General features: G+C 39.8%; 12 protein-coding genes. 7 read left to right on the top strand and 5 right to left on the bottom strand.

Annotated features, from left to right (window positions below):
• Positions 1-78: 78 nt before the first annotated feature.
• The 5 genes from K5Q58_RS00540 to K5Q58_RS00520 all read right to left on the bottom strand — a co-directional run bounded on the left by K5Q58_RS00540 (position 79) and on the right by K5Q58_RS00520 (position 4,439).
• Positions 79-1,029: a D-2-hydroxyacid dehydrogenase gene (locus K5Q58_RS00540; protein ID WP_220751523.1), complete on the bottom strand. Its 951-nt coding sequence runs from the start codon at positions 1,027-1,029 to the stop codon at positions 79-81.
• A 14-nt stretch (positions 1,030-1,043) separates the two neighbouring features.
• The gene (locus tag K5Q58_RS00535) at positions 1,044-1,667 is read right to left on the bottom strand and encodes an outer membrane protein (RefSeq protein WP_220751521.1); all 624 of its coding nucleotides are present in this window, start codon (positions 1,665-1,667) and stop codon (positions 1,044-1,046) included.
• A gap of 91 nt (positions 1,668-1,758) precedes the next feature.
• Positions 1,759-2,535, bottom strand: coding sequence for a co-chaperone DjlA (gene djlA / locus K5Q58_RS00530; RefSeq protein ID WP_220751519.1), 777 nt, complete (start codon positions 2,533-2,535; stop codon positions 1,759-1,761).
• Positions 2,536-2,658: 123 nt separating this feature from the next.
• Positions 2,659-3,339 (bottom strand): N-acetylmuramate alpha-1-phosphate uridylyltransferase MurU, encoded by a 681-nt coding sequence (murU, locus tag K5Q58_RS00525; protein WP_220751517.1) that lies wholly within the window; start codon positions 3,337-3,339, stop codon positions 2,659-2,661.
• Positions 3,340-3,437: 98 nt separating this feature from the next.
• Positions 3,438-4,439, bottom strand: coding sequence for an aminoglycoside phosphotransferase family protein (locus K5Q58_RS00520; RefSeq protein WP_259651183.1), 1,002 nt, complete (start codon positions 4,437-4,439; stop codon positions 3,438-3,440).
• 133 nt (positions 4,440-4,572) lie between these two features.
• Here K5Q58_RS00520 and lptD point away from each other — a divergent pair, with 133 nt between their 5' ends.
• The 7 genes from lptD (at position 4,573) to K5Q58_RS00485 (ending at position 13,528) form a co-directional block, all read left to right on the top strand.
• The gene (gene lptD / locus K5Q58_RS00515) at positions 4,573-6,873 is read left to right on the top strand and encodes an LPS assembly protein LptD (protein ID WP_220751515.1); all 2,301 of its coding nucleotides are present in this window, start codon (positions 4,573-4,575) and stop codon (positions 6,871-6,873) included.
• Positions 6,874-7,017: 144 nt separating this feature from the next.
• A complete protein-coding gene (surA, locus tag K5Q58_RS00510; protein ID WP_220751513.1) occupies positions 7,018-8,322 on the top strand; it encodes a peptidylprolyl isomerase SurA in 1,305 nt (434 codons plus the stop codon).
• A gap of 9 nt (positions 8,323-8,331) precedes the next feature.
• Positions 8,332-9,318 carry a 4-hydroxythreonine-4-phosphate dehydrogenase PdxA gene (gene pdxA, locus K5Q58_RS00505; protein ID WP_220751511.1) on the top strand — a complete coding sequence of 329 codons (987 nt, stop codon included), beginning with the start codon at positions 8,332-8,334 and terminating at the stop codon, positions 9,316-9,318.
• A 7-nt stretch (positions 9,319-9,325) separates the two neighbouring features.
• On the top strand, positions 9,326-10,132 hold the full coding sequence (gene rsmA / locus K5Q58_RS00500) for a 16S rRNA (adenine(1518)-N(6)/adenine(1519)-N(6))-dimethyltransferase RsmA (RefSeq protein ID WP_220751509.1): 807 nt from the start codon (positions 9,326-9,328) through the stop codon (positions 10,130-10,132).
• A 51-nt stretch (positions 10,133-10,183) separates the two neighbouring features.
• Complete coding sequence (apaG, locus tag K5Q58_RS00495) at positions 10,184-10,564, top strand: Co2+/Mg2+ efflux protein ApaG (protein WP_220751508.1); 381 nt, start codon at positions 10,184-10,186, stop codon at positions 10,562-10,564.
• A 4-nt stretch (positions 10,565-10,568) separates the two neighbouring features.
• The gene (locus K5Q58_RS00490) at positions 10,569-11,384 is read left to right on the top strand and encodes a symmetrical bis(5'-nucleosyl)-tetraphosphatase (protein WP_220751506.1); all 816 of its coding nucleotides are present in this window, start codon (positions 10,569-10,571) and stop codon (positions 11,382-11,384) included.
• 122 nt (positions 11,385-11,506) lie between these two features.
• Positions 11,507-13,528 (top strand): methyl-accepting chemotaxis protein, encoded by a 2,022-nt coding sequence (locus K5Q58_RS00485; RefSeq protein ID WP_220751504.1) that lies wholly within the window; start codon positions 11,507-11,509, stop codon positions 13,526-13,528.
• The last annotated feature ends 245 nt before the right edge of the window (positions 13,529-13,773 follow it).

Here is a 13,773-nt window from a genome sequence, read left to right as displayed (position 1 = left end):
TAGTACTTATAAGGTAAAAAGCCTAACGGTTAACGTTAGGCTTTTTTGCTTATTTTAATTACATTGGCAATGACATAGCTAGTTAACCTGATTCACTGGTGAATGATTTAAAAATTGCTGCACATTATCAACTGCTATATTCAAAAGGTTCTGTCTAGCCTCAATAGTCGCCCACGCTATGTGTGGCGTAATCACGATATTATCAGCAGATAATAATGGATTGTCATCGCTAGGCGGCTCAGTAGACAGCACATCAACAGCGGCGAATAATTGATGCTGATTCAACGCTTGTGCTAATGCCGCTTCATCAATCAGACCACCACGTGCAGTGTTCACTAGCAAAGCGCCCATTTTTAACAAAGATAGGCTATCACCATTTATCATCTTCTCGGTGGCCTCATTTAACGGGCAATGTAATGAGATGATATCTGATTGTGCCAGCAACCCCTTAAGTGACAGCCAAGTCACATTATCTGGTAACCCTGTCTTTTCTCGACCACTAGTAATAATCACCTTCATATTGAACGCGAGTGCTAATTTAGTCACTTGTTGACCAATATCACCGTAGCCCACAATGCCAATGGTTTTTCCTTTGAGCGACATTAAAGGAGATAAAGTGAAACAAAAATCCCGGGATCTTGTCCATTGACCTTGCTTAACCGCGCTGTCATGCAAAGACACTTGTTGGGCATGTTGAAGGATTAAAGCAAATACCATCTGTGCTACGGCATCAGGGCCATAAGCAGGCACATTGGTCACCACAATATTACGCGCTGTTGCCGCTTTCATATCAACAACATTGGTGCCTGTAGCAGTTACACCAATATACTTAAGCTTCGGGCACTGCTGCATAACCGTATTAGTAATTAATGCTTTATTGGTGAGAATAATATCCGCTTGTTCACAGCGAGAAATGATTTGCTCATGATGGCTATGCTCAAAAACCTCAACATCACCTAGCTTTGATAATGCCGCCCAATTTAGGTCTCCAGGGTTTAAGGTATAGCCATCAAGTACAACTATTTTCATGCTCGGTCACCTATTTAAAATTTAACCTCTAAACCGACATTGGCTTGTCCTTGCCACATGACATCGGCTGAGATGTTCCAAACACATTCGTTAGGGCCACAAAAGAATGTATTATCTGAATTCACAAATGTCGCATAGCCTCTAACATCGGCAAATAATGCCACTTGCGGAGTAATTTCAAATGCCGCACCACCGCCAAAAGCCATAGAAAAACGCGTTTCTGATGAATAATTTCCACTAGGACGCATATGAGTAGCGCCCACACTGACAGTCACATACGGTTTAAATTTACCGTTGGGGAAATATAAACTGCCACCGACATGAAAATAATCGACATCGAGTTCATTAAAAATTTCATCACTAAAAGCACCGTCTCTCAGATCAGTTGCTTGGGTACTGTAAAGAAAATAGATATTGCCAGGATCTTTTGTAGTGGTACCAATCATCACGCCATAGTGTTCTGACTCTGAGATTTTTAACTTACCGCTTTCATCGGTACTAGGATTTGAAATATCGAATTCACTGCTGCCAAAACTATAACCTCCAAATGGTGCGACATAAATTTCAGCTTGGGTAGAAAGGGAAAAAGCGACAGTAGTGACAACAGTAACGAAACTGGCAATAGCGGTTAATTTCATGTGTAACTCCATATACAACAAACAATCATCATTGAAATAGCTCGAGTTATATTCTTCGAGCTATTTGATATTTTTAAGATTGAAAAACCCTTTAACGCATCCCTCTAGACGTTTTAACTGTTTCATAAGCAGACTGAATGTCTTGTGCCTTGGCTTTAGCTAGCTCCATCATTTCTTCAGGGAGACCTTTAGCAACTAGCTTATCTGGATGATGTTCATTCATCAGTTTACGATAAGCCCGTTTAATTTCTTGATCACTAGACGATTCTTGCTTACCCAACATCGAATAAGCATCATCAAGTTGCATGGTATTTCCACGACCAGATTGGTGATGATGAAACTCGGCTTGCCATCGATTAAGAAGCGCATCTAAATGAGCTTGCCCCAATCCTAACTCTTTGGCAACTGTAGATAATATTTGTTTTTCTTTACTGTGTAATTCGCCATCAGACAAGGCAGTTTGAATTTGAATTTCCAAAAACATTTGTAGAATTTCATTTCGACCTTGGGTCATCGCACGAAATTCTCGAAGAGTTAGTACTAAATCAAAATCAGCATCACGGCCTTTTCTAAAAGCGGCTTGCGCATCTCTTCTTGCATCACCGGTTAACTTCATTTGATCCATTAACATTGACGCGATGCGAATATCCACATCGGTAACATGACCTGAAGCTTTTGCGACATGGCCCATCACGGTAAATGTAGTATTAAAAAACTGAGCTTGCCTTTCTTGGCCTTTACGCAGCATGTCAGCAAAGCCAGCGCGCTTATCAAATAAATGTCCTAACCATAGTCCGATGAGGGCTCCAAAAAACCTGCCAAACATAAAACCAATGATAGAACCAAAAAACTTGCCCCAAATACGCATCAAACTTCCCACTAAATAACACCAAGACATTCATATAATAATGGCATCTTGGTTAAATGAATTCATTAATGACTTTAAAAGCCGCTAAAGGCTTTTATTAACTCTAAGGTTTTTTAATAACCGCTAAAGGCTTTCAATATAATCTGTTAACTTCTCTAAACGCTCAACCGTGCCGACATCACACCAGTAAGAAGCACTATAGCCTCCAGCGATTTTATGTTGCGATATTTTTTGCCTTAATATCGGCCCTAAGGCGCTTTTACCAGGCGCAATATCAACAAACATTTTCGGATGGTATATTCCCATGCCCGAATAAGTAAGCTTATTGTCAGTAGATTCTGTTAACTGATTATCAATAATAGCAAAATCTCCGTCAGGATTATGCTGTGGATTATCAACTAACCATAAAAAAGCATCTAATTCTGAATTACGCTTCATTACTGTTTTAGCATGCTCTAAACCTGGTAGTTCATCGATATAAATGTCGCCATTAATCACTAAAAAAGGCTCGGTGCCAAGTAAGGATATAGCTTGTTTTATTCCGCCTGCAGTTTCTAAGGCTGTTTCTTCAACGCTATATTGAATACTTAACCCCCACTGACTGCCATCACCTAAAGCTTCAGGTAACTTATGACCTAACCAAGCACTGTTAATAATGACGTCTTTAAAACCTGCCGCTGCCAACTTTTCTAAATGGTAGACAATTAACGCTTTATCCCCGGCCTTAACCAGAGGTTTGGGTACCGAATCTGTTAATGGCCTTAGGCGCTCACCACGCCCCGCAGCCAAGATCATGGCTTTCATTGATGACCTCTTTTGAAATCGATTAATATAGTGATTAATGTACTGATAATTTTATTGTCTTTGGGTTTACGCAAGAAAGAAGCGAAGCAAGCTTTCTATTAAACCTCAGATATTTTGCTTAGCACATTTAGCTCAACCCATTGACCAAAGGCTTCAAGTTGTGGGTACAAAGCTGAAACTTCAATGATATAAGTTAGCGTTAACGGAATATCTTTTAAATATCCTGATTTTCCATCACGATGATTTAACCGAGCAAATATACCTGCAGCTTTAACGTGTCGCTGTATGCCCATTAAGTCAAACCAAGTCTGATATTGATTGAAAGTTACGTCCTCAGAAATCAAGGCGTGTTGCTGGCACAAACTAAAGTGTTCACGTTTTAATACATCAATGATTTCAGTGGGCCACTTAATATAACAATCTCTAAGCAGCGACACCGCATCATATGTAACAGGCCCTATTACCGCATCCTGAAAATCAATTAACCCTAAACCATTTTCTACCACTAAAATATTGCGACTATGAAAATCACGGTGCATACCAACGCTTGGTTGTTCAAGTGCACTTGAAGCTAGTACATTAAATGCATTCTGGATAAGTGTTTTATCTTCTTGAGTTAAGGTAAGATCTAGATGCTTTATTAGTAACCATTCGATAAATATCTCGAGTTCCCTTTCAACAAACGCTCGATCATAAATAGGTAATGTGCCCTCTTCAGTTGCTGTAACCTTTGCTACTTGAGGCAATAAAGACAGGGCTTGTCGATAAAAGTCCGTCACGGTTTGTTCATTTAATTGATTTAAAAGCTGCTCATCGCCTAAATCTGACTGCAGAACAAAACCATTCTCATCATCTTGGGCTATGATTTTCGGAGCAATCAAACCAGCCTTGTTATAGGCTTGTGCCATATAGATGAAAGGTAAGATAGGCACCAGTTTAATGGGTGAGTCAGAGACTATATAAGAGTTTGCTAAATGTTTGACCCGAAAATAACGACGGAAACTAGCATCCCCACAAATAAGCTCAATAGACACTTCTGTCTTGAAATATTGACTTAACCAGTTCCTTAGTAAAATAAATCTTGTATCAGATAAACTCATCTCAATGGCTCTTATGGGAAAATTGCTTTATTATAGCCAACATAACATTTGGAAACAGCTAAAGATAAGTTGTTAGCTGCGGCTTTTTTCGATTCATTTTGTCAAGACTAAGAATTCATAATCATTAATTAAAATGCAGATCCGCTATTTTCTGGCATTGAGCCTATTACCTAACCTAGTCTCGGCACAAGAACCCTCTGACACAGAAGCGGTTGAGCTTCATTGTGTGATAAACCCTCCGGTTTCTAGTTCTATTGACGAACGTCAACAAGTTCCTAATTTAACAGCAGAAGATATTGTGATTATTTCAGATCGCTCTGAAGCTGCAATGGGCGATAAAGCGCATTTCTCTGGTAATGTTAGTTTCAGTCAAGGATCTCGTCACATTAGTGCTGACGAAGCTATCTTAGACCAAAAGAATGAGCAGCTAGATGCAAATGGTAATCTCATTTTTTCTGATGAGATGTTCACCGTTACCGCTGACTCACTTAATGCGCAGATGATTTCCAATAGCGCGACCCTAAATGGTGCTAAGTATTGGCTACATGGCCAGCAAATACATGGCGATGCTGAACAGCTCAAAATCACAGAACAAAATAATCTCGAATTACGAAATACCAACTTCACCACTTGTCCAGTGGGCGATGATTCTTGGCTATTAGAAGCGAAAGAAATCCGTATCGATAGTACAGAAGAGTGGGGAGAGATTTGGGAAGCTAAAATTCGCATTGCAGGCGTACCTGTAATGTATGTTCCTTATATGACAATTCCAGTATCAGATAAACGCAAATCTGGATTTTTATTCCCGGACTTTAGTACCAGCACCACGAATGGTGTTGAAGTCAGTACGCCATATTATTGGAACATTGCACCAGAGTACGACTTAACGTTTACGCCGACTTATATGTCATCACGTGGTTTTTACGCTAAAACAGAGTTTAGATATTTAGCGGGAGAAGACCAAGATGGTCAACTCAACCTAGAATATTTAGCCAATGATGACAAACTCGACAACAGTCCAGACCGTTACCTTTATCACTGGCGTCATCAAGGCTCAATTAATGAGAATTGGCGAGTACAGGCAAACTTTACTGATGTTTCAGATAATAACTATTTCAACGATTTAAGCTCTGACGTCAATCGCTCTACCGATAACCAGTTATCCCGTGTAGGTGAAATTAGTTACTTTGAGAAAGATTGGGATTTCGGTATGAAAGTCCAAGATATAAAAGTACTAGGTGAAGATGAAGTCCCTTATCAGGTAATGCCTCAACTTAACTTTAATTATCAAACTAATGATTTCTGGGAAGGATTAGATTTTAAGTTTAATTCTGAATTGACTAATTTTGAGCATAAAGAAAACGAATATAACACTGCAACTCGTCTCCATATGGAGCCAAGCATCACTTTGCCTATTCAAGGGCCTGCTGGCTCGTTAACCAGTGAAGTTAAATTACTGCAAACTCAATACTGGCAAACTAATTTCGATGATGACAGTGAACTTGAAGACTCTGTCAGTCGTACTATTCCCCAAGTACGCTTGCACGGGCAAATTAACTTTGAGCGTGAAACACACTTATTTGATGCTGACTTCAGACAAACTTTAGAGCCTCAATTCCAATATCTTTATGTTGGGTATGAAAACCAAGATGGTATTGGTATATATGATTCAGCTCAACTTCAAGAAGATTACTTTGGCCTATTCAGAGACAGACGTTACTCAGGTCTTGATAGAATTGCAGATGCAAACCAAATGACTTTAGGTGTAACGACTCGTTTATTTGACGATGCTAACATTGAAAAACTTAAAGTCAGTATTGGTCAAATCATTTACTTCCAAGACAGTAAAATTAATTTTACTGATGAAAATGTTGAGGCTGCGCCATCAACATCAGTGTTAGCCGCAGAAGTCGATGCTAATGTTTACCAAGATTGGTTTATTAGCGGCGCAGTGCAATTTGATACCGAGCATGGCGAAACAAAGAAAAGTGAAGTGACATTAGATTTTCGTCCAAGTAATGATAAATTGCTTCAGTTCAGTTATCGCTATGTACCCGATTTATTGAATACCAATACCAACGACCGAGTTGATATTTCACAAGTCGGTATGCGTACATCATGGCCAATTAGCGATGACTTATATTTTGTGGGTAATTTTTATTACGACCTTAACGAGTCTCGCAGTATTGAAACCTATACTGGCGTTCAATACGAGTCATGCTGTTGGGCCATGCGTTTAAGTTATCATTACCGCATTAAAACCAACTATGATGACGATTTAAACCCTAGTCTTGATACTAGAGAACAATTTGAGAGTGGCGTATACCTCAACTTTATTATTAAAGGTTTAGGTGGTTCAGGTCCTCTCGGTGTTGAAGATATGCTAAACGAAGGATTATTTAACTATCGTAAACCACTTTACTTAAGCAATTAGCCATCATTTAGCCATCATTTATGCATCATTTATGATAGATTGCTGAACCTAGTGGAAAACAAATAGTCCTATTAAACGTTAACAACACTATTTTGGCGATAGCGCCAACAATAATTAGAAATTTAAGTGCCAAGGATTCTGTGGATGAAACACTGTAAGAAAATGATTTTTGCTTTATTTACTCTGGCAGCAAGCCAAGTATCGATAGCCGCTCCCGTGCCATTAGACAGCGTTGCCGTGCAAATAAATGAAGGCATCATACTCGAAAGCGAAATCAGCCATATGGTCACTTCGGTTAAAACCAATGCAGAAAAAGCAGGCCAAGGTTTACCTTCTGATAATGCCTTGCGTACTCAGGTAATAGAACGTTTAATTTTAACTCATTTGCAATTACAAATGGCTGAGCGCATCGGCTTATCAATTGGTGACTTACAATTAGATCAAACCATTGAAAATATTGCTAAAGAGCAGCAACTGACTGTGAGTCAAATGCAGCAGCAAATCGAAAGCGAAGGTATGAGCTTTGGACAATACCGTGAACAATTACGTGAAGAAATCACCATTGGTGAAATTCAACGTATTCAAGTTCAACGTCGTATTCAAGTATCTCCTCAAGAAATTAATAACTTAGTCAAAATGATCCAAGAACAAGGCTTGAAAGATGTCGAGTTCCAAGTTGGTCATATTTTGATTGAAGTGCCTAGCAACCCAACAAGTGAACAACTTGAAGCGTCAAGCAAGCGTGCAAACATCGTACTCGAACGTTTAAAAGACGGTGAAGACTTTAGACGTACAGCGATTGCCTCTTCTTCAGGACCAAAAGCACTTGAAGGTGGTATTTGGGATTACATGAGCATTAATGAAATGCCAACTCTATTCGCTGAAGTGGTTACAGATGCGAAAAACGGCGATGTTATTGGCCCAATTAAAAGTGGTTCAGGTTTTCATATCATCAAAATTATGGATGCCCGAGGTTTACAAACTCAGGAAATCAGTGAGGTACGCTCACGCCACATTTTGTTAAAGCCTTCACCTATCCTTTCTGAAGACCGCGCTAAAGCGATGTTAGAAAGCTTCTTATCTCAAATTCGCTCAGGTGAAGCAGACTTTGCCGACCTTGCTCGCCAGTATTCAGAAGATCCAGGATCTGGAGCAAAAGGTGGTGAATTAGGTTGGGCAGAACCATCAGTTTATGTCCCAGAGTTCGCACAAACACTTAACAGTTTAGAAATTTATGAAATCAGTGAACCATTCCGCACCACTCACGGATGGCACATTGCTCAGCTTGAAGAAAAACGCACAACTGATGCAACCGATCAGTTTAATAGTAACCGTGCTCACCAGTTAATCTATCGTCGTAAATTTAACGAAGAACTACAAAACTGGTTAGATGAAATGCGTACAGAAGCTTACATTGAAGTTTTTGAACCAGAGAGTACTCGAGGTTAAGCTAACTTAATGACACAAAGAATTGCGATTACGCCGGGTGAACCGGCGAGTATCGGCCCAGATATAGTTATTAAACTTGCTCAGCAGGCTTGGCCTGCTGAGTTAGTTGTTTGTGCAGATCCAGAATTATTAACCAGCCGGGCTAAAATGCTTGGCCTGCCACTGAGCTTACGTCCATACCAGCCAACACTTGAAGCTAAACCTCAAGAGGCCGGAACCTTGACGATAGCGCCGTTTACACTTGCAGCTGAAGTTGAATGTGGCAAGTTAAACGAGCTAAACAGTGCTTATGTAGTAGATACCTTGCGTTATGCAGGTGAAAAAAACATGAGTAATGAGTTTGCCGCTGTAGTTACTGGCCCTGTTCATAAGGGAATTATTAACCAAGCGGGTATTCCATTCAGTGGCCATACCGAGTTTTTTGCACTGCAAGCGAATTGCCAAGATGTGGTCATGATGCTTGCCGCACCAGGATTGCAAGTGGCATTGATGACCACTCATATCCCTTTAGCTTATGTTGCAAAGGCTATTACGCGAGAGCGTTTACACCATATCATCCAGATTTTGCATAGCGAATTAGTGCAAAAATTTGGCATCACTTCACCTAAAATTTATGTATGTGGCTTAAACCCCCATGCTGGTGAAGATGGACACTTAGGACGAGAAGAAATTGATATCATGATCCCAGCGCTCAATGAGCTACGAGATCAGGGAATCGATATTGTTGGGCCACTGCCTGCCGATACACTCTTCCAACCTAAATACTTACAAGAAGCAGATGTGGTTCTTGCTATGTATCACGACCAAGGACTTCCAGTACTTAAATCATTAGGTTTTGGAAAATCGGTTAACATCACCTTAGGTCTTCCGTATATTAGAACCTCTGTCGATCATGGCACTGCATTAGAACTTGCAGGCACTGGTGAAGCAGATTGCGGTAGTTTTACCTGTGCATTAAATAAAGCCATTGAATTGGCCACAAAAGTAAGTAAATAATTTTCCAATGAGTAGCAATAAAGTACATTTAGGCCACACGGCCAGAAAACGTTTCGGACAGAACTTTTTAACTGATGAAAGTGTCATCAGCAGAATTGTGGGCGCTATCTCTCCTGACAATGATCACGTCATGGTTGAAATCGGCCCAGGTCTTGGTGCATTAACCGAACCCGTTGCAGATGCAGTGGATAACTTAACGGTTGTTGAGCTAGATAAAGATCTTGTTGAACGTTTACAAAACCATCCGGAATTAAAAAATAAATTAACCATCAATCAAGGTGATGCGCTTAATTTTGATTTTAGCCAACTTCAGCAAGACGGCAAAAAGATGAAAGTATTTGGCAACTTGCCATATAACATCTCTACCCCGTTAATGTTTCACCTTTTCGAATTTGCCGAAATTATTGAAACTATGCATTTTATGCTACAAAAAGAAGTAGTGTTACGTCTTTCAGCAAGCCCTGGCACAAAAGCCTATGGCCGCTTAACGGTAATGGCTCAGTATTTTTGTAAAGTCGTGCCTGTGTTAGAAGTACCGCCTGAAAGCTTCAAACCTGCACCAAAAGTGGATTCTGCTGTTGTACGTTTATTGCCTTACGATGTGAAGCCTTTTCCATGTAAAGATGTGAATGTTTTACGTCATTTATGTACTACCGCGTTCAATATGCGTCGTAAAACTTTAAGAAATAACTTAAAGCAAATGATCACTGATGAAGAGTTTACTCAACTAAACATTGATTCAACTCTAAGACCTGAGCAAATAAGCGTTGAGCAATATGTCGCGCTAGCCAATTTGGTTTGTGATAAGAGTTAGTATTTTCAAGGGCATTTTTAATGAAAGTGCCCTTTCTTTTTAGGAAGTTTAATGACCTCAGTAGCTGCTAACGTCAAAATAAAAGTTGAAACCAAATACCTTGAAGAACAATCATCAACCGAAGATGAAAAGTATTTGTTCAGTTATACCATCACCATTATCAATCTCAGTGAAATCCCTATTACACTAAAAGACCGTCATTGGATTATTACTAATGCCAACGGCGATACCAGTGAAGTTAAAGGGCCTGGTGTGGTAGGTGAAACCCCAACGATTGATCCTGATACCGCTTATCAATACTCTAGTGGTACGGTTATGGAAACACCTGTTGGTTTCATGGAAGGCAGCTACGGCATGGTGACTGCACAAGGCGAGCCTTTTAAAGCTGAGATCCCAACATTCAGATTAGCCATTCCAGGTATTTTGCAATAAACCTATGGCACATTATTTCGTTGGCGATATACAAGGCTGTTTCGACGAGCTGCAATTATTATTAGCAAAGGTTGATTTCAACCCTGCAAAGGATGAGCTTTGGGCTGTGGGTGATTTAGTTGCTCGAGGACAAGGCTCGCTACAAACTTTACGTTACCTTAAATCTTTAGAAGGCAGTGCCAAAATAACGCTTGGCAATCACGATCTTCATTTACTTGCACTTCACGGTAAAATCAAAAAAGCCAATCCCAAAGATAACCTTGCTGAATTACTTGCAGCAGAAGATATATCCCATCTCATTGACTGGTTAAGACAACAACCCTTGGTGCAAACTTTACCATCACATAATATCATCATGACTCATGCTGGTGTGCCACCACAATGGGATTTAGCAACGCTTGAATCTGAAGCACTAGCTGTCAGTGAGGCTCTTAAAAAAGATAACTACCTTTCTGCGCTTATCGCAAAAATGTACACAGAAGCCCCTGATTTATGGGATAGTCATTCAACAGGCTTACCGCGATTAAGATATTGCATTAACGCACTGACTCGAATGCGCTATTTACTCGATGATGGCAGTTTAGATTTTGCGTGCAAGAAACCTCTTAAAGATAAATCTGTAGGCCTTACCCCCTGGTTTGAGTTCGATTCTGAACTAAAGAAAACCCACACTTTGGTGTTTGGCCATTGGGCCGCCCTAATGGGGGTCACTAATCAAGCGAATGTGTTAGCGTTAGATACAGGCTGCTGTTGGGGGGAACATATGACACTTTGGCATGCTGAAACCAATGAAAAGATAATTCAGTTAAAACTAAAATAATTAATAAATTGTTAAACTTATAAAAACCTTAGCCGATAAAGCTAATAGATCTCACGTGATCACACTACCCTGAGCGATCAAGAGACAAATTCGGGATAAAATAATAACAGCCGGAGTATGCTATGAAAATTAATGTTGCCACCAGAGTCATTGGCGGTTTTACTGTTGTAACACTACTTTTAATTGTGTTGGGAGGCGTATCTCTGCTCACCAATAGCTCAATTAAAGATAGCACCACAACGTTGCAAAAAGTTAGCCTCCCAGCGCTCACTGCAACAGGTGAGTTGACACAAAATTTAAGCGCGCAGCAAATTCAAATACTATTTGGTTATTACACCGACGAGTCTGCCCAAATTCCTGCAGTTGAGAAAAAGATCAAAACTGAGTCTGCTGAGTTCACTAAAACGCTCAATAAACTATCGAGCCTCATTTCAGACCGACAAGAATTCTCTTCAAACCTGTCGCAATTAAAAACGAGTTATACAAGTTTTGAAAAAAATAGCCGTTTGATGTTAGAAGAGCATGAAAATGCATTGGTTAAACATGAAAAACTAATCCAGCTTCGTGGTGACTTAGAAGATAGTGCAGATGAAGCATCGTCCATCTTATTAGACCTCATTGATTTAGAAATGAGTGACGACCCTACAGAACAGAGTATTGCAGCTACAGCTGGCGTTGTAGACAGTACTTTTATTAATATTATCACCACAATTTATGACTTAGTCGCAGCTAAAGATAATAGCAAATATAACGTCATCGTTAACGAACTCGACTATATGGTTAGTGATACACGGGTCAAGATTGAGCATATTAATCGCCAAGGTAGAGGTATCATCAGCGACAATACGCTAAATAATCTTAATACAGAAAGTGAAGCGGTGTTTAAGCTAATCAATGACAGTAATACGATTGTTGCTTTAAAAGGTCAGCAATTAACTCATGCTCAACAAGCTGAGCAAATGCTCGCTGCAACAGATAAAGATCGATTAGAAGTTAATGCCAAGATGATTAATTTGGCAACTAATATTGAAGGCTTCACCGGACAAATCAGTGATAGTGCAATTGAGAATATCGACTCTGCAAGTTTAAAAACCATGTTTGTAGTCATACTTGCTATTTTGGTTTCAATCGTTGTCAGTATTGCTGTAGTTAAACCATTAACACGCTCGTTAGCAAAAGTGAATCAAGCATTAAATATTCTGGCTTCAGGTGATTTGACACATAAACTTGACGACTCTGGTCACGATGAATTTGCTGAATTAGCTAAAAATTGCAATAGCTTAGTTGATAGTTTGCGCAATCTTATTGTTGGCATCCTAGATAGATCAAACCAACTTGCTGCCGCAGCTGAAGAAACTTCAGCAATTACTACCCAAACAACAAGCGGAATTCAAGAGCAGAAGAGCCAAGTGGATCAAGTTGCCACCGCAACAACACAATTAAGTTCAAGCGCACAACAAGTCTCTATGAGTGCAGACCAAGCACTAGAGCAGATAAAGCAAGCTGATGAAGAAACTCAGCACATGCGTACACTTGCTGAAGAAAATAAGGTGACTATCCTAGCTCTTGCTGATGAAGTAGCTAAAGCTGGCCAAGTCATTAATAAGGTCCACTCTGACAGTGCTTCTATTGGTTCAATCCTTGATGTTATTCGTGGTATTGCAGAACAAACAAACTTACTAGCATTAAATGCGGCCATTGAAGCTGCACGAGCTGGTGAACAAGGTCGTGGTTTCGCAGTCGTTGCAGATGAAGTTCGAAGTCTAGCGTCAAGAACACAAGAGTCGACTAGCGAAATTCAACAAATGATTGAAATGCTACAGCAAGGTGCACAGCAAGCGGTATCAGTAATGGAACTAGGCCGCAGTCAAGCAACCAGTTGTGTTGATAAAACAGAACAAGCTAACTTAGCTCTTGAAACTATTAGCCAATCTGTCCATAAAGCTTATGATTCTGGTAATCACATTGCTCAAGCTGCGCAAGAGCAAAACCTTGTTAGCCAGCAAGTATCTGAGATGTTGGAGCATATTGCTGCAATTTCTGAAGAAACAGCAACAGGCGCAGATCAAACAGCACAATCTAGCCACCAAGTTGCTGTACTATCTGAAGAGCTACAAAGCTCTGTGGGCGAATTTAAAGTCTAAATACATAAAGGTAACACTTTTAATAAAAAGGCTCTTAGGAGCCTTTTTTAATGCCCTGAAGTTAGCAAACAAAGTTAACGTCGCTTATTACTGACCAAAATTGTATAGTTCCAGTGAAGTAAAATGAGAATGGGCTGTATTAAATGAACTTCAGGTGTTCAAATTACTGTCTAAAATAACCTAAAGTCGACAAAGATATTTTTTATATTTATCAATAACCGCAGCCGATTATTTAATTTTAATTT

The sequence above is a fragment of the Shewanella sp. KT0246 genome (assembly GCF_019654955.1).
Classification (GTDB): Bacteria; Pseudomonadota; Gammaproteobacteria; order Enterobacterales; family Shewanellaceae; genus Shewanella; species Shewanella goraebulensis.
The sequence above is the reverse complement of the archived record's forward strand: the minus strand, read 5'-3'. Positions and strand labels throughout refer to the sequence as shown.